A 17,854-nucleotide genomic window follows, 5' to 3' on the forward strand; every position below is an offset into this window, starting at 1 on the left:
AAGACCGGGAATTGAAATCCCCGGTTAAGATTTCTTCCATCGCTACGCGATTTTAACCATGGACGAATCCAGACCTTATCCATCCCATCAATCTCCCCAGATCTGAGTGCCAGAGGCACGGCCGAAATCTTAACCACACAATTCATTGTGGGGAAAGCAGACATCGTTCCCCAGATCAGAGTGCCAGAGGCACGACCTAAATCTTAACCACACAATTCCTTATGGGAAAAAGACGATCGAGACCTAAGTGAAAAATCGATATTTTTTGTAGGGAGATTCGCGCAAAATTTGGCATTATGGTATTTGTCCCATCCCTACGGGATTCTTGGGGGGTGAACCTTTCCCCAAGACCGGGGATTGAAATCCCCGGTTAAGATTTCTTCCATCGCTACGCGATTTTAACCATGGACGAATCCAGACCTTATCCATGAATCTCCCCAAATCAAAGTGCCGGAGGCACGGCCGAAGTCTTAACCACACAATTCATTGTGGGGAAAGCAGAAAACGTTCCCCAGATCAGAGTGCCAGAGGCACGGCCGAACTCTTAATTATACAATTCCTTATGGAAAAAAGGCGGTCGAGACCTAAGTGAAAAATCGATTTTTTTGTGGGGAGACTCGCGCAAAATTTGGCATTATGGTATTTGTCCCATCCCTACGGGATTCTTGGGGGGTGAACCTTCCCCAGACCTAGGGATTGAAATCCCCGGTTAAGATTTCTTCCATCGCTACGCGATTTTAACCGTGGATGAATCCTAGCACTGTCAAAAAATCAATTCATCCGGTCCAGCACCTCAAATCTGGAGGAATTGCTGATAAACTCAGGGACGATATTCTTCAAATGGGAAACAAGGTCGTTTTCTGTGCCTTTTTCGATCATGTCATGAAACAGATCGATTTGGCCTTCGATTTTGTGGTAGGAACTGTGGGGTACTGCGGCAATTTTGATTTTGGGATGGTGGGTGATTTTAACCGTCTCCGAATCGTTCAACAATTCCTCGTACAGCTTCTCGCCATCCCTTAGCCCTGAATATACAATCTTAATCTCCTCATCAAACTTTTTCCCGCTCAACTGAATCATTTTCATGGCCAAATCGACGATTTTGATGGGACTGCCCATGTCGAACACATAGATTTCACCACCATTGCCCATGACGCCCGCTTCCAAAACCAAATGACAGGCTTCAGGAATGGTCATGAAATAACGGGTAATATCCGGATGCGTCACGGTAATGGGTCCCCCTTTCAGGATCTGATTCTTGAAGAGTGGAATCACCGATCCATTGGAACCCAAGACATTGCCAAATCGGGTGGTGATGAATTTGGTATGGGGATTTCTATGGTTGTTCTCCAAAAACTCATTGAGTGACTGGACATACATTTCGGCAGCCCTTTTGGTGGCCCCCATCACATTGGTTGGATTGACGGCTTTGTCCGTGCTGACCAGTACAAATTTCTCCACATTGTGAAGTACAGAAAGGTCTGCAAGGTTCTTGGTCCCCAAAACGTTGCAACGAATGGACTCTTCAGGGTAGTTTTCCATCATCGGCACATGCTTGTATGCGGCCGCGTGAAAAACCACTTGAGGATTGTAGGTCCGAAAAATACCCTTCATTTTTCTTCTGTCCCTGACATCCGAAAGAATAACTTTGAAGGGCGTGAAAATACCGAAATCTTTCAAGCCCTGTTCAATATCATACAATGGGGATTCCGCTTGGTCCACCAAAATCAGCAATTTCGGTCTGTAATGAATGATTTGTCGACAGAGTTCGCTGCCGATGGAACCAGCTGCACCGGTCACCATCACCACTTTGCCGTAAAGTGTTTCTTCGATTTTGGGATTGTCGAGCGATATTTGATCTCTTCCCAGAAGGTCTTCGATCTTGACCTCACGGATGGCACCCGGATTCAGCCCTCCATCGATCCACTGATTGATCGGTGGAATAATCCGCACATGCACGTTTACCCGCAAGCATTCGTCAATGATTTCCCGCTTGCGTTCGATGGAAAGGTCCCTTACCGCAATGATCAACTCGGTCACTCCATTCTCGGAAGCCAACCTTTGTAGATCACCAAGCCCTTTGTAGATCCTCTTGCCGTCGATATGTTTCCCCTCTTTCTTGGAATCATCATCCAAAAAAGCAATGGTATGAAAATCTGATTTGTTGTCTCTTTTGATTACATCCTGTGCGATAATACCCGCTTCGCCTGCACCAAAAATCACCCCTATCTTCAAATCTTTGTTTGGAATTCCATTTTTGATATACAAAAAAGATTCTTTGACCACCAATCTGTAAAACACCAATAAAAACAGGGAGGAAAGCGAGGCAATGATCAGAACCGAAGTAGGAATCAGATAGGGCAGTGTGAGGAATTGCTCATTCAAAAGGTTGAAAACAATGAAAAGAGCAAAATTGATCATGATGGTCTTGAAGATAATCGAACCATCCCTGAATCCGGTGTGCCTTACTATTCCCTCATAACTTTTGGTATTGAGCATCACCATTGCCCCACCCAACATAAAAGTCAAACTTCCAACAAAAGCACCATTTTCTTCTACAATGTCAAGCTCGAAGTTAAATCGGACCAAATACCCGAAAAATGCAGACTGAAGTAAAATAATGCAATCCAAAGCCGCAATTATCCACCTCGGAAGAATTTTTAACTTTTTCAAAAAATCCATATTAAAAGTTTTTATGGGATTTGTTTATTGGGTGAATCACATAATATTAATTAGAGACAAAGATAAACATGATTCATTAAATACCTAGTAACCAAATCTATTTTCTTCGAAAAAGCATAGTTTACAATCTGGATTTGCAATAGGTTATCCTCCAAAAAAATAACTTATTTGAGCAATAGAGGTTGTATTTTGGACCAAGTCCAATCAGCAAATATTCTTTGATCCAATCCATTTGGATCCATCGGGCATGTCTTTGTGGACAACACTTCCTCCTCCAATCACACACCACTTCCCTACCTTCACTCCAGGCAAAATAACTGAACCTGCCCCAACCAAAGTCCCCTCACCGATCTCTACATTGCCACACAGGCAAGCATTGGGAGCGATATGGACAAAATCAGAAATTTGGCAATCATGGTCAATGGAAGCGGCCGTATTGATGATCACGTGGTTGCCGACAGTCGTATCCACTTTTACTATGGTCCGCTCCATCATCACAATACCTTTGCCCAAGCGTGCGTATTTGGAAACAATGGCTGAATTATGAAGGATATTTATATAAGTAGCCCCATTGGGCAACCTCTGAGAAATGGATTTTCTGAGACAATTGTCCCCGATGGCAATATGGATTGGTAAATCTTCCGAGAAGGTATCGGGAATCGGTGAATTCACTTCTAATCCCAAAATTGATATTATTTCGGGATTGTCATCAAAAACACCTTCCACAAGATGGATACTTTCCAATTGATCGATGACGGATTTTGCGTGCCGTGAAGCTCCTAAAATATACATGCGTTGAAATTTGGGTACCTTTAAAACAGGAATAATCTATTGGGGACTAATGAGGACAATGGACCTCGCTGGGAAATTATACAACTGAGGCTTTTCCTATTGCGCCTTTTTTTCGTTGGTTGCATTCCATCCGTTGGGGGGCAATCAAACCTGCATTTGAAGCCTTTTGTTAAATTCATTTTCATTGGGACCAAAAACAGGGGAAGAAAGTTTAATCTGTTTTATGCATTTGGTTTCGTAATGAGAATTGAAATTGCAAGGAATTCATAGGATTTGGAAACTTAGACATCGCACCGTTTTAGTGAAGTCGAAATCACCAATGATTGACTGTTTTTAAGCAATTTGGTACCGCAATAGAATTGCGTACACAAAATTCGAGTTTAATGGTATTTGGTATAAATAAACGGTAATCTAGACGCCCCTAAAGTACAATAAAGTTGCCGAAAAACTAATTCCCAATCTAATTAAAGCAACAATTGGCGTGCCACTTCATTTATAGGATCTTTGGAAATCAGGATTTCTAAAGAGGCAAAAGGCCTAGGGAATTATTGAATTGACAATTAACTATCTGAAAAAAAACAGTTTCTGAAATTCCCCAAACCTACACTTCATCTACTTGTCGAACCAAAAGATATCATTGTTTTTTTTGTCTCTCTGGTTAAATAGGCAAGCCCAAATGCCTTAAAAAATTATTCAAAAACCAAATTTTAATGTGTATTGTGCATTTCTACTTCTATTCCAGTCTGAAATCATTTCATAATCAGTCTTCACCTGTAATTCTTGACTTCACCTTATCGGTAAAATGCGTTATTCCCTGTATCATTTGATTTTCTTCCAGTTGCAAGCCCATTGGCAAGCCAGCCTCTTGCCTATTTTGAGTTTAATTGTTGCTGATTTTTGCGTTTCTCAGGATTTTAGATTGGATGACCGGTTTTTTGCTCAGGTATTTTGGTTTTTGGTTGATGGAGAGCACCGGAGGAGAAGTTCTGCAGATTTCCTTCACCCGCTTTAGGGTAAGGGCATCCAACCTAAATCCCATCGCCAAGGCGGAGAGGATTACGATAGGCAGCAGGAAGTGGTCATTCAGGTTGTGGGCAGCAAAAATAAGAACGATAAAAGCGATTTTGATCAAGCCCAAGGTAAGCGTCACCTGATCGTGCCGCATCCCCATCCGCAACAGGAAATGATGGACATGGCCTTTGTCGGGAGCCATTGGGGATTTCCCCTTTAGCGCACGTTTGGTGAAAATCCTCGCGGTATCATAGACTGGAATGATCAACAAGGCGACACCGGAGGCAATCGGTGCATAAAATTTCCAGCCCTGAAATTCACTCATCGTCCCGTTGGTGTCGATAAACAAAACCGTCAGGGTGGAAAGGGCAAATCCCAAGCTCAAAGAACCTGTATCCCCCATAAATATCTTGGCTGGATGCCAGTTGAACATCAGGAAGGACACAATCCCTCCCACCAGGATCAAGGCAAACAAGCCATAACTTTCCACTCCAGCATTGATAAACCACCATCCCAAAAAGAGAAAAGTAATCAGGCTGATGGTTCCTGCCAAGCCATCAAGGCCGTCAATAAGGTTGAAGGAATTGGTAAGGGCAATGATCGTAAAGAAGGTAATGGCATAACTGATGAGAAGCGGCAACTCATACACCCCCATAAATCCATAGAGACTGGAAATCCTGATGTCCGACATGATCACCACCATATAGGTAGCCACCAATTGTCCTATCAGTTTTTGTACTGCGGTAAGATCAACCATATCATCCCTCAAACCGATAAAGAAGATCAAGGCAAATGCTGCGAGGAAATAGCGGATTTCCAAAAGCTGCTGGTACTGAAACCAAGAAAAGATAGAGATGAAAGTCGCCACGATAATGGCTACTCCTCCCATGGAAGGGATAAATCCATCATGGATTTTTCTTCCCCCGGGGGCATCCATAATTTGCATTTTCTTGAGCACGCGCACCAATATCGGCGTGATCAAAAACCCAATCAAAAAAGACGTTGCGATGGCTAGAAAAATATCCATAAAAATCAATTAATTTTTGTAAAGTTACAGACAAGTCATTTTAAAATCAAAATATCCTATCCAAAATATGTTTAATATAATTTTTTGGCTAGGGCCAGCAACCTTTTGTCTCTCAAAATCTCTATTTCGAACAAGACAAACTGCTTTTCAAGGCCAAAACCCTTACGAAATATTTTTTTTCAATATTTGTTTTGGGCTTTATTTAACGGCCTAATAGAAGCACAAAATGACAACAATCAAGCCAAGGTATTGGAATCAATTCTTGCCTCTTTTCCCGTCAAAATAACGCCTAAAAAAGGAATAAAGACAATATTTTAGGTTTTAAATAAGGGTAACCATGCCTTTCAGAATCCGAACTGGGCAAAAAAATTCCCCAAAATGGGGAAAAATGGGAAAGACTTGGAGTCTTCCGTACGCCTAAATCTTTCCCAATGCTTTACAAAATGCTTTTGAAATAATGGATCGTCTTCACCAGACCTTCCTCCAATGAAACTTTTGGTTCCCAACCCAATTCTTTTCTGGCCATATCAATAACCGGTTGCCGCTGCATCGGATCATCCTGTGGCAGGGGCTTGAAAATCAGTTTGGAAGCACTTCCCGTTTGTTTGAGGATCAATTCGGCCAATTCCAACATGGTGAATTCCACAGGATTCCCGATGTTTACAGGACCGGTGAATCCGTCCCTGCTGTTCATCAAGCGTACCATTCCATCGATCAAGTCATCCACATAGCAGAAGCTTCTGGATTGGTTTCCGTCTCCATAGATGGTAATGTCCTGATTGGTCAAAGCCTGCACGATGAAATTGCTGACCACTCTCCCATCATTGGGATGCATGTTCGGTCCGTAGGTATTGAAGATCCGCATGACCTTGATGTCCACCTTGTGCTGGCGGTAATAATCGAAAAACAGCGTCTCCGCACATCTCTTTCCTTCGTCATAACAGGCCCTGATCCCCGTGGTGCTGACAGAACCCTTGTAGGTTTCCGGCTGCGGATGGATTTCGGGATCCCCGTAGACTTCCGAGGTACTTGCCTGAAGAATTTTTGCTTTGGTTCTCTTGGCCAAGCCCAGCATGTTGATCGCACCGATCACACTGGTTTTGGTGGTTTGGACCGGATCAAACTGGTAGTGGACAGGACTGGCCGGGCATGCCAAATTGTAGATTTCGTCCACTTCCACATAGAGTGGAAAAGTGACATCATGTCTCATCAATTCGAAATTGGGATTCCCCATCATATGGGCAATGTTCCTTTTCTGTCCGGTAAAAAAATTGTCTACGCAAAGGATATCATGTCCTTCCTCCAACAAACGTGCGCCAAGGTGACTGCCCAAAAAGCCAGCTCCCCCTGTTATCATAATTCTTTTTTTCATAATCTCAATCAAAGTTCAAAGATGTTGATTTTTTTTTAAATAATAATAAAGGATTCTTTCCAAAAATTCCAATCCCATCCAGGGATTGGAACCCCTAGTGTGCATTTCGTTTTCCAATAGCACCAAATTCGGCGAGGATTCAAGTCTTCGGACTTGTATCCTTTCGATGCAGTCTTCAGACTGCTTTTTAAAAAAAGATGAATCTAAAAGGAAGCGTAAAGGGCCTGCTTACCGGTACAGGCAGGCTTCAACCTTGAATGGACTCGGAGGAATCCAATGGTAAAAACTTTGTACCATAACCCCTCGAACCTGCATTTTCCGACAGACAGACCTCAAGGATTAGAATTATGACAAATATTTCTCATTATATTGGATCCCGTTTTCTTCCAGTATTTTTTTGTATTCGTCAATGAAATCAATGATTCGATGATGTTCTTGCTGGTTTTTCACATAATCAATAAGGGTGTTTCTTGTAGAATGCCCCACGGTAAAGGCACCGTAACCTTCTTGCCATCCATTAAATTTTTCAAATAAATTATTGTTTTTTATCATTTTGGAACTTCCCAATTTGATATCTTTTACCAATGAAGCCACGCTTATTGATGTTGGTATGTGGGTGAAAATATGGAGGTGATCCTCCATCCCATTTATCCTGTACAAATGACATTTTTTGTTTTTCAATATCCCCCAAATGTAGGCGAACAATTCCGGACGACCATCTTCATGAAGGGTGGCGGATCTATTGAAAGTTGAGAAAACAATATGATAAAGTAATTGCGAATAAGTGCTCATAACAGAAGACCATTGGTTTTGGAGATTTTTTTATCCAACAAAATATGAAATTTGAATTTAGGAGGGGTTTAAATAAACGTTTAATTCGTCTTTGCCCTCCAAATTCAACTCCTGCCGGAGTTGTGGAATCATCTCCGAAATCACATTTCCCACCCATTCACATGGGTGGCTATTCAATTTTATTCCCTTCAGGAATTGTCAGTAGTAGCGATCTGCATAATCGAGGAATGTTGGGTTGGGTTCTATAAAACTCTATTTTCATGGATCCAATCAAAGATTTGCACAGATCAATGAATGAATTAACCAAAAAAATTCAATTCCCCATTCGATGATCCCAAGTCTGAAAGACTTGAATTCGAATAGCCCCGGATGAAATCCGGTGGTAAAATGACATATCATGGACACCCGACTCTGAAGGAGTCGAATTTGATCCAAGAGGGTATATCTCCATTGACAATTGAATTTCCGATCGATGATTTTTTTTGGCCTCCAAATTCAACTCCTGCCGGAGTTGTGGAATCATCTCCGAAATCACATTTCCCACCCATTCGCATGGGTGGCTATTCAATTTTATTCCCTTCAGGAATTGTCAGCGGTGGCGATCTGCAGAATCGAGGAATGTTGGGTTGGGTTGGGTTCTATAAAACTCTATTTTCATGGATCCAATCAAAGATTTGCCCAGATCAATGAATGAATTAACCAAAAAAATTCCATCCCGCATTCGGTGAGCCCAAGTCTGAAAGACTTGAATCCGATTGGCCCCGGATGCAATCCGGTGGCAAAATGCCATATCATGGACCCCCGACGCTGAAGGAGTCGAATTTGATGCAGAATCTTTGGCTAAAGAAAAGGATTGGAACCTGAAGGTTTTTCTCCTCAACAGGTAGATGCTTCAGTGCAGTCTGAAGACTGTAAGTGGAGGGTCCAAGTCTGAAGACTTGAACCAAATGTGGATTCAGACTTGGATGCTAAAACAGATGCTGCAGGAACGACATGCGTCCCTTGCGTTTTTTGCGTTTGAGGGGGAGGGGCCTCACTTTCGATTTGAGGTAGTGGAAAGTGGAATAGGCAATGCCGCAATGCAGCAGGATAAAACCCAGCAGGTACGGCCAAGAAAAATGGATGGAAAGCCAATAGGCAAAGGCGATCAAGGAGATATTGGCTACGGAGAGCATCAGGCTGGTCTTGAAATGGGTGTAGCCCAGATCGATCAGGATATGGTGGACATGGTTTCGGTCCGGCAAGAAAATCTTCTGTCCGGAAAGCTTTCGGGAGACCATGATCCTGAGCGTGTCAAAAATCGGGATGCTCAGGATTATCAACAACAAAGCGGGGAGATTTTCGGGCAGGATACCCAAGCGAAGGACTTCCGTCGGACTCATCGCCAACATTTTCAAGGCAAGGAATCCGATCAAAAAACCTATAAACAGGGATCCTGTGTCTCCCATGAATATTTTTCTGCGGATGGATCTGGAAAAATTGAATCGGGTGAATGCCAAGAGGGAGCCGATCAAAAGCATACAGACCAGAAAGAAATATTCCATCCCGATCTGCAAATACATAGCCCCCAGGGAACCTAGGATCACCACCCCAATGATGGATGCCAAACCATCGATCCCATCAATCAGGTTATAGGCATTGATAAATCCGATCATGAAGAGGTAGATAAAGGGAACGCTCAGGTAAACCGGGAGCTCATGGATGCCCAAGAAGCCATGGAAGGACAATTGCCAGAAACTGGGATTCAGAAAAAGGATGGAAACCGCAATCACCTGCCCAAAGAGTTTGCCCAGCGCAGAGGAGATGACCAAGTCATCCTTCAAGCCCACGATAAACAAGACGGTGACGCCGGGAATCAAAAACATACTCGATATCGAGGCATATTCGCTCCGCAGAAATGAGTAGCAGAGGATAAAGCAGATAAAGAAGGCGACGCCGCCAAAGGAGGGCGTAACCACATGATGGGAACTCCGATGATCCGGCTTCACCACCAACTCTTTCTCCCGTGCCACCCACACGATTTTAGGAATCAGATAATAAGTAATCAAAAATGAGCTGCACAAAAAAAGCAGCACTTTCAATAAAAAAGGGATTTCGGTTAGCATGCGGATTCTGGTATTTGGTATGTGGTATGTGGTATGTGGTATTTGAAACCTTTGGTTTCTTGGTATTTGGTATGTTGGCTAAGGTACTTTATGCAGCTTATTGCGGCATGGCCTACTTTATACTTAGTACTTTGTACAGTGTTTTTGGTATTTGAAACCTTTGGTTTCTTGGTATTTGGTATGTTGGCTAAGGTACTTTATGTAGACTTTCTTGGTACTTTGTACAGCTTTACGAAGTATGTGGTATTTGAAACCTTTGGTTTCTTGGTATTTAGTATGTGGTGTAAGGTATTTTATGCAGCTATAATTGGTTTGGAGTTGCTATGAGGACACCAGGGCTAGTGCACCCAGAAATCTGCATATTTTATGAAAGCCGACTTCGTACTTAGTACTTAGTACAATTTTCTCCCGCTAAACTTCCACATACCAAAATCCCAAAGGGATTAAATACTAAATACCACATACCAGAAAACGCCCAACCCTACTTCGCTCGCTGCTGCCCCCACAAATATACCAAACTCACCTGGCTGTGCACGGAGAAGAGGTTCTCCCCTTTCGGGAAATCCGGGGTACTGCTTGGGTCGAGCTGCCATTGGTAGTTGCGGCCATGGATGAGCTGGACCTTGGAGCTGAGCAGAAGATTGTCCCAGCGATGGTCAAAAAGGAAGCCAAGGCTGAGGTCCACCCAGGGTTTGTGTTCTTTTTGCTGGCCAAAGGCACGGTAATAGAAATCCTGTTGGTTTTCCAGTCTTTCCAGAAGAATGCCGTATTTGTTGAACTTTTCGACTATCGCCAGTTCCAATGTCTGGACGTTGGAGCCAACACCGATGCCAACACCAAGGGGCTGGCCGTAGTTCGCAAAACCTCGGGCAGGTGTATGGGTGTGCCAGGAAATGCCACCCCCCAAACCTACATAGCGAATATACCTGTTGATGGATTCTTGCTGGTGGGTTATTTCTCCTCTTAACTGCACATATTGATCTTCCTTGGACAAGGGAATTAATTTAGAAAATCCCATCAAATACGCCCGTGCATGTTCGGGGGTCAGGATCGCGTCCCTCCAGTTGAAGGCGTGGTCTCTTCGGCCAAATTCTGCATAAAATTCAGTGTGGTGTTTGGGAATGACCCATCTGAAGAATAGTGTCGCAGTTTGGTCTCTGCCGGCACCATCGAAAACCACTGAATTGCCATTGTCAAATACTCCTACCTTTTGGAATGGATCCAAAATGGGGAAGTAATCTCTGAATCCATCCCCCATCCGTTCTCTGTATTGTTGGAAGGTTCTGCTGGCACCCAAATATAACCCCGGAACCCATTTTGGAGCATAGGAGATGTTTATTGCATTGACATACTTCCAGTCTCCTGAAAATTTGGTGAAAAACCGATTATTTAAAACCGCATTTTGCGAAGGATCAAGTCCCGATTCTTCAATCCTCCCCATGATAAACTGCCCCTCAAAATTGCCCAGGAAAGTTTTAGCTGGTTTTGTCGTATTGAGGGTCAAGTGGGGAAATCCTTGGGCATTGTTGGAGAATGTCAGCGCATTCCATTGACCCGGACCCCACCAGAGATTCTGGGTGGAAACACCAGCCTCAAAAGCACCAAACTGTGCGGACAATTTGGATTGCCCCAATGAAAATTTCGAATATCCACCTGATCCAAACCTCTCGGGATAGTCCCCATAGTTCCAAAACACGAATCTTGCACCAATTATCCTGTCGCTAAAATCATTGGAAAAACCTTGGTAGGCCTTGTTCTGTGCCAAAACCATTTCCGGCTGTAGCTGAAGATGGATGAATTTGTATTTGACAAAAAGTCCTGAACTGATATACTGCTGTCCTCCCCTACTTGGGATCATTCCATAATCTCCCCATCCATAAGGCCGTTTGGTATTCATTTGGGAGATGGCTGTTAGCGGCAAAGCATAGATTTCAACAGCAGGAACTTTGGCTAGAAATTCTGGAAAGAGCCGATTTAAGAAATCATAGTTCCCAACCATAGGTCGCTGAAAATAGGAAGCCTGTAAGGGCAAAGTATCCAACAGCTGCAGCCTTCTTCCACGCTCCTCCAAAACAGGAATATTCGCAGGGAGAGATTGGGAATAAAGCATTCCGGCAAAAGCTCCATACAGCACAAAAAAACTAAGGAATTGTTTCACCCTCAAATTTAATGTAGCATCGGTAGGTATTCAAAAACTTTTCTGAAATATCTGGAATACAATCTGAGATAGTTTGTTTTCAAACCATTTTCCTTACAGGCCCTTAAATCCTCCCGATTGATGGTGATGGTGCTTTGGAGTGAATTGGTACTTACACCACCCAAGCGCATCTTCATCATGTCAAAATTCAAATACTTATAGGAGAGTCTGTGTTTGTATAAAAAACGCACAAGCAATTCAAAGTCCGCTGCGATGGTATAGTCCAGTTTATAATGTCCATATTTTTCAAAGTTCTTCCTGAAAGTGAAGAAAGTGGGGTGTGCGGGCATATATCCCCATGAAAAGGAGCCAATATCGAATTTCTTTGAGGAATAATAGCGCACTGTTTTATCCAAATTGTCGTGGTTGACAAAACGGATATCCGAAAAAACACATTCCACCCCATGTTTTCGAAAACCCTCCACGATTTTGGATATCGCATCCGGCCGGTGATAAAAATCATCCGAATTGATAATGCCCACAACATCTCCCGAAGCCATTTGAATCCCCTTGTTCATGGCATCGTAAAGCCCCTTGTCCGGTTCGGAGATCCATTTATGGACGATATCCAGATTGTCTTTGATGACTGCCTGCGTGCCATCAACCGAATTCCCATCGACAATGATATATTCAATATCCGGATAATCCTGGTCCTTTACACTCTGAATGGTGTGTCCCAAAGTTGCTGCGGAATTGTACGTGACGGTAATGATGCTGACTTTCAAAACGGAGCGACTATTCTTTCTCTAACTATGACTGCTGGATTCCCTTGATATATAGAATAGGCCTTTAAATCAGTGTTGGCTACTGAACCCACGGCCAGAACGGAATGGGATTTACAGGTGATCCCAGGACATACTACTGATTTTGCACCTATCCATACCCCATCCTCCAAAACTATTTTTAGAGTCATCAGGTCAAATGTTTCTTTTTTGTAATTGTGATTTCCCGTGAGCAACAAAGCGCCTTGAGAGATACAAACATTACTGCCTATGGAGACCAATGTCAGGTTATCGATCCAAACCTCTTCCCCTATCCATACATAATCTCCGATTTCCAACATCCATGGATATTTGATGTTAACACCGGGCTTAATCATGACTCCTTTGCCCACTTTTGCACCAAATTGCCGCAAAAGAAAACATTTCAGTCCCGACAGCGGATTCAAAGGATTGATAAAAAAAAGAACGTTGACAAAATACCAAATGATAATTTTAAACCTGTTTCCAGGCTTATACCAATCAATATTGTACGATGAAAGTTGAGTGCGCATGGTGTATCAAAAGTTCATTTGGGAGTTAACCAAAAAGTTCGCGGTATTTTTGAAGGGATTGAGGGTCTTGTGTCTTAGCTTTGGCAAATTCAAAGGAAGCTTTAGACCATTCCTGAAATTCCATATCGGTCATCGAAGCAGCTTGCTCGATTGCAGCAATAAAATCCGATGGCTGCTCAAGCGCAATATCAAAACCAACCTGTTGCTCTTGAAGGTTTTCCCAAGGTGTTCGGTCGGAAATGATCACGGGACAGCCATTCTGCCAGGATTCCATGATCACGTGGCCATAGTTTTCATGGAAAGTGGGCAACAACATAAAATGCTGTTCCTTCAAATGCTCCTTTAATAGGTGATTTGGAATGGCGCCTAAGGCATTTACTTTTATATTCGAGGGCAAATATCGAATTTGCTCTTGGCATTCCAACCAATATTGCTGATCCTCCACAGGACCAATGATGGTAAAGGCGATGATAGTAGATGGCTTGTTTAGTTTCGCCAAATATTCCAATGCTCCCTTTAAATTCTTTTTGGAGGAAATTCTGGAAAGAAAGAAAAGGTTCAACTGATTTCTTTCCTTGCTTTTGAACATTAAATCTTTAGCATTTACAGCTGAAAGATTGGTGGCAATCTGGATTATAGAGTTGGATCCAAAATGGTGTTGTATTTCAGAAGCCTCTGTATCCGCAGTCGCATGCCAAATTATATTGCGATGGATTCCAGCGCTTTTAAAAAGACTTAGAAAGAATGATTTTTTCCTTTTTTTGATCTGTAATGCCCCTGCACCAAGCATTCCCCTTGGCGCCAGGATTACTTTCATTTTTGATCGTCGCGATGCCAAAAACAATGGTTTCAAGGTAAAGTTAATCGAGAACATAGAATTAAAATAGACCCCATCGTACTCTCTTTCCGCAAATAATTCTCTGTATTTTTGAAAAGTCTGGTTTTTTCGATCTAAATAAATGACTTGATGCTTACCATTTTGTATCCAGGAATCAAATGCAATCCCCGGGTAAGGTGCAGGTTCACCCAAATCCATATTCGAAGTGACAATAAAAAAGGCATATTCATCTTCGAGATTTCTCACCAAATTGATTACCGATTGAATGGGACCCCCAGCTTTATAGCCGGGCAGATACCAATCCACGAAAATGAGGATATTTTTCAATTTAGTGTACTGAATTTAAAGTGGAGGACCAAAGACTAAGATTGATGGATTGGGCCTTTTCCTTACTTTTGAAAGACATCGCCTGATAATCATCTTCGGATATCGATGCCAATTTTAATAGTATATTTTTCAATGCTTTCTTGTCATAAGCATCATAAATAAAACCATTTGTTCCATGGTCAACAAACTGAGAAGCTGCACCAGTTTGATGGGTCGTGATGACAGGAAGGCCAGCCAAAACAGCCTCATGTACAACCACACCCCATGCTTCATAAAGACTGGGTAAAATAAAAAAACCTGCATTTTCCAATTCCTTTGGCAAATCCTGAGGGTTTACAAAATTCAAATGCTGTATATTTTTATGCTTGGGAATCCTTTCGGACAAGGGCCCATTTCCAATTACCTTCACTTCAAAATCCAATGTATTCTCCAAGATTAACTCCCTTATTACATCAAACAATATTTCGGCACCCTTGTGGTCCACCAATCGACCCACAAAGGTGATTTGTTTCTTGAATTTATATTGTTGGATGTCTGAAAAAACGGAATCATCTGCGCAATACAAACCTTTCAAAATGTTTGCCTCGGAAAACCCCAATTTATGCGCAAATTTAAGTTGTGCATTTCCCGGTATCCAAATATGGGTACAATATCTTCTGACCAAGAAATAACTGATAAAAGAAGCAATTTTTTGCTTGAAATTCCCCAACCAATGGTTGTCCATTCCCATCAACACAGGTATCCCCTGCTTTTTAAAATCAAGCGCGACTTTTTTAAATCTTGGATCGGCCCAGCCAGATAGATAAAGGATACCAGGCCTAAACTTTTTTGCTAGACTATGTACATCGTACGAAGACAAACCATCACCATCTACAATTTCAATTCCTTTTTCACTGGTGATGGCGAATGGAGCGTCAGGGCTGGGGGATTTTCTGACCACCAAATACGTATTGCCTGTTTGTTTATGGTCAAACCTCATGCAGGACATCCAATATCCAGTCAATCTGGTATACAAAATCAGAATATTCATGAAGTCTTATATGGATTATTCGGTTGTGCCTGAATGGCAAAATATAAAAATAAAAGTGGGGTGAAAGCATTCATGGATGCTGCCATCCAAGATTCAGTTACACCTGATGCCAAGACAAGTATCAAAAAGGCAAATGCCAATTTTTTATTGTGTGCCATTTGGAAGCATTTAAACAAAAACAACAAATAGGCAATTAACCCGACAATGCCAACATTCAACAACAAACTTAAATAAGAGCTCCAGATACCATACCAATGACGCCCCTGATTTTCTCCAATAAAGGTTTCTCTATATTCATCAATAAAATAATTATCATACATCATTCCTTTTCCAAAAAAAGGTTGATTTTTAACTTCATCCCAAGCAACCATCCATGTTTCCATCCTTCCACTTCCACTTTCCAATGAATCAGTCCTCAGAGATTCGCCCAAACCCAAAGAATTGAAAATAGCTATAAAATCTATATTATAAAGTAAATAAGAAAGAGGAAAGAACATCAAAACCACCAAAATCAAAAACTTCTTGTTCTTGTACACTTGGAGAACAACCAAATAAATTATTATTGACAACATAGCTGTTCTTGAGCCAGTAAGCAAAACCAGAACAAAAAGCAAAATTTTAAAACCCAAATAAAATCGATCGGTAAAAGAAGTGTTTTTACTTTTTTGCAACAAATCGATAATTCCAAAACTCAACATGCCAAGCATTCCAAGCCCATTTGGATTATTCATCAAGCCACTGAATCTACCCACCAAGTAGAATGTAGGAATAAAAACTAGGATTGCATTAATTAAAAAATATAAAAACAGAACTAATATCAATAAATCAGAAGCCTTATTACTATCAGCAGTATATAATTTATTGATGGATTTAAAAATCACCAAGCCCACCAATAAAAAACCAATGGACCTAATAAGGGCATCCAATCCCAAAGGAGAAAATAAAAAGGTAATGGTTAATGCCACTACTGTGAAAGGAAGCAAAACCATCCCCTCATTTCTTTTCAGAATATTAAACTTTAAAAGATAAATCAGGCCAAATCCTAAAATTAGAAATCTAAAATTATTATTAAAACTCAAAAATCCAGATATATTATCCCCTAAAAAAAAAGTAACCAAAAATGTAATCAAAAGAAATTGTAATCTTGAATTCTTTAAGTAAAGAAAAAAGAGAAGAAATATTAAAAAAGCACCTATGAAACCCGCAATTCCTCCAATGAGGATTATTAAGATAATCCCCAAAAAAAAAGGTTTGTTTCTAAAAATATAATTTATCAGGAAATGCATTCTTGGATTTTAGAAATAGTGGTTTTTATTACTTCTTCCCAAGTAAAAGATTCTTTTACCTTATTTATTGATTTCCATTTCATTTTCATTAGACTTTTATCATCCACATTAATTGCCTTTATAATAGCATCTTTAATTCCAGTAATTATATCACCTTTAATTACCCAACCATTTGCTTCATCTACCAACATATTAACAGCGCCAACATCTGTAGCTATTATTACAAGACCTCTTGCCATCCCTTCCATGATCACATTGGGCATTCCTTCTGAATAACTAGGGCAAACCAGCACATCCATTTGATCAAGAACACTTTTAATCTCTTGCTGATTGGAAAGAGCACCATGATAAATGATATCCTCTTTAATTAATCTATCTGATTCAGGTATTGGGCCTACAAAATGAAACTCAAAATTTTGAAAACCTGAAGAAGTAAGGACTTTGTTTAACTCAACAATGCCTTTTCTCCGTTCTGATCTGCCCACAAAAACAAATCTTATTTTTTGATCTTTTCTTTCTCCTAAAGTTTCTCTCAACCATTCAGAACCAATCCCAGTAGGAATTTCAATTATTTTATCTTCAAAGCCCTTTTTGCTGATTATTTCCGAAATTTTACCCCCATAAGAAAATAAAAAATCAGCCTGAGCCATAGTGTATTTGACAGGTGCCTTTAAAATCTGAAGCTTTAGTCCCGTTTTTAGATCAGGCCAACGCTGAAACATTTCATACCCATGAAAATTCACTCCAATTGGGATTTTCTTTTTACGGAATTCCCTGCTTTTTAATATAGCCCAACCACTGAAACCTTTGGCATAAATAAAATCTGGAAGAGGTCTCTGATTTAATTGGTTCAGAATTGCTTTTGAATATAAATATCTCTCATACAAATAATGTCCGGGAAATCTTTTCTTGGCAGGATATTCAAGGTTTATAATATTAATGTATGCTAATTCCTCTGCACTAAATGGAGCCTCAAGATTACTATTTGAAACAGGAACAAAATGATACAGGTCAATTTCAACACCTTTTTGGGCCAAATGTTTGGCTAAAAAATAGGAATGTTTTTGCATCCCTCCCATCACATAAGGATATATTCCATCTGTCAAAAGTGATATTTTCATA

13 protein-coding genes are annotated in these 17,854 nt (G+C 41.1%); all 13 read right to left on the bottom strand.

All coding sequences use genetic code 11. The features are described from left to right. Positions 1–771 precede the first annotated feature (771 nt). On the bottom strand, positions 772–2,682 hold the full coding sequence (locus tag Q7J63_RS01260) for a nucleoside-diphosphate sugar epimerase/dehydratase (RefSeq protein ID WP_304883641.1): 1,911 nt from the start codon (positions 2,680–2,682) through the stop codon (positions 772–774). 204 nt (positions 2,683–2,886) lie between these two features. Beyond that, entirely contained in the window at positions 2,887–3,474 is a 588-nt protein-coding gene (locus Q7J63_RS01265) for an acetyltransferase (RefSeq protein WP_304883642.1), read from the bottom strand. An 880-nt stretch (positions 3,475–4,354) separates the two neighbouring features. Next, positions 4,355–5,512, bottom strand: a complete 1,158-nt coding sequence (locus Q7J63_RS01270) for a glycosyltransferase family 4 protein (protein WP_304883643.1) — start codon at positions 5,510–5,512, stop codon at positions 4,355–4,357. Positions 5,513–5,948: 436 nt separating this feature from the next. Beyond that, a complete protein-coding gene (locus tag Q7J63_RS01275; protein ID WP_019600722.1) occupies positions 5,949–6,884 on the bottom strand; it encodes a UDP-glucuronic acid decarboxylase family protein in 936 nt (311 codons plus the stop codon). A gap of 345 nt (positions 6,885–7,229) precedes the next feature. Continuing rightward, positions 7,230–7,676, bottom strand: a complete 447-nt coding sequence (gene tnpA, locus Q7J63_RS01280) for an IS200/IS605 family transposase (protein ID WP_304883644.1) — start codon at positions 7,674–7,676, stop codon at positions 7,230–7,232. 968 nt (positions 7,677–8,644) lie between these two features. Further along, on the bottom strand, positions 8,645–9,781 hold the full coding sequence (locus tag Q7J63_RS01285; protein ID WP_304883645.1) for a glycosyltransferase family 4 protein: 1,137 nt from the start codon (positions 9,779–9,781) through the stop codon (positions 8,645–8,647). Positions 9,782–10,262: 481 nt separating this feature from the next. Further along, positions 10,263–11,939, bottom strand: coding sequence for a capsule assembly Wzi family protein (locus Q7J63_RS01290; RefSeq protein WP_370691851.1), 1,677 nt, complete (start codon positions 11,937–11,939; stop codon positions 10,263–10,265). An 8-nt stretch (positions 11,940–11,947) separates the two neighbouring features. Beyond that, the gene (locus Q7J63_RS01295) at positions 11,948–12,703 is read right to left on the bottom strand and encodes a glycosyltransferase family 2 protein (RefSeq protein ID WP_304883646.1); all 756 of its coding nucleotides are present in this window, start codon (positions 12,701–12,703) and stop codon (positions 11,948–11,950) included. Continuing rightward, entirely contained in the window at positions 12,700–13,251 is a 552-nt protein-coding gene (locus Q7J63_RS01300; RefSeq protein ID WP_304883647.1) for a WcaF family extracellular polysaccharide biosynthesis acetyltransferase, read from the bottom strand. Before Q7J63_RS01300 ends, Q7J63_RS01295 begins: the two co-directional genes overlap by 4 nt. Before the next feature lie 25 nt (positions 13,252–13,276). Next, positions 13,277–14,416, bottom strand: a complete 1,140-nt coding sequence (locus Q7J63_RS01305; RefSeq protein ID WP_304883648.1) for a glycosyltransferase — start codon at positions 14,414–14,416, stop codon at positions 13,277–13,279. A 1-nt stretch (position 14,417) separates the two neighbouring features. Beyond that, positions 14,418–15,446 (bottom strand): glycosyltransferase, encoded by a 1,029-nt coding sequence (locus Q7J63_RS01310; protein WP_304883649.1) that lies wholly within the window; start codon positions 15,444–15,446, stop codon positions 14,418–14,420. Further along, positions 15,443–16,732, bottom strand: a complete 1,290-nt coding sequence (locus Q7J63_RS01315; RefSeq protein ID WP_304883650.1) for an O-antigen ligase — start codon at positions 16,730–16,732, stop codon at positions 15,443–15,445. Before Q7J63_RS01315 ends, Q7J63_RS01310 begins: the two co-directional genes overlap by 4 nt. Then, on the bottom strand, positions 16,720–17,853 hold the full coding sequence (locus Q7J63_RS01320) for a glycosyltransferase family 4 protein (RefSeq protein ID WP_304883651.1): 1,134 nt from the start codon (positions 17,851–17,853) through the stop codon (positions 16,720–16,722). The genes Q7J63_RS01315 and Q7J63_RS01320 overlap by 13 nt, the downstream gene beginning before the upstream one ends. Position 17,854 lies beyond the last annotated feature (1 nt).

The organism is Rhodonellum sp., from assembly GCF_030656585.1.
Taxonomy (GTDB): Bacteria; Bacteroidota; Bacteroidia; order Cytophagales; family Cyclobacteriaceae; genus Rhodonellum; species Rhodonellum psychrophilum.

Coding starts and splice junctions, on each gene's coding strand:
- Q7J63_RS01285 (WP_304883645.1), bottom strand. CDS start 9,781: ATGCTAACCGAAATCCCTTTTTTATTGAAAGTGCTGCTTTTTTTGTGC.
- Q7J63_RS01300 (WP_304883647.1), bottom strand. CDS start 13,251: ATGCGCACTCAACTTTCATCGTACAATATTGATTGGTATAAGCCTGGA.
- Q7J63_RS01275 (WP_019600722.1), bottom strand. CDS start 6,884: ATGAAAAAAAGAATTATGATAACAGGGGGAGCTGGCTTTTTGGGCAGT.
- Q7J63_RS01315 (WP_304883650.1), bottom strand. CDS start 16,732: ATGCATTTCCTGATAAATTATATTTTTAGAAACAAACCTTTTTTTTTG.
- Q7J63_RS01310 (WP_304883649.1), bottom strand. CDS start 15,446: ATGAATATTCTGATTTTGTATACCAGATTGACTGGATATTGGATGTCC.
- Q7J63_RS01260 (WP_304883641.1), bottom strand. CDS start 2,682: ATGGATTTTTTGAAAAAGTTAAAAATTCTTCCGAGGTGGATAATTGCG.
- tnpA (WP_304883644.1), bottom strand. CDS start 7,676: ATGAGCACTTATTCGCAATTACTTTATCATATTGTTTTCTCAACTTTC.
- Q7J63_RS01265 (WP_304883642.1), bottom strand. CDS start 3,474: ATGTATATTTTAGGAGCTTCACGGCACGCAAAATCCGTCATCGATCAA.
- Q7J63_RS01320 (WP_304883651.1), bottom strand. CDS start 17,853: ATGAAAATATCACTTTTGACAGATGGAATATATCCTTATGTGATGGGA.
- Q7J63_RS01270 (WP_304883643.1), bottom strand. CDS start 5,512: ATGGATATTTTTCTAGCCATCGCAACGTCTTTTTTGATTGGGTTTTTG.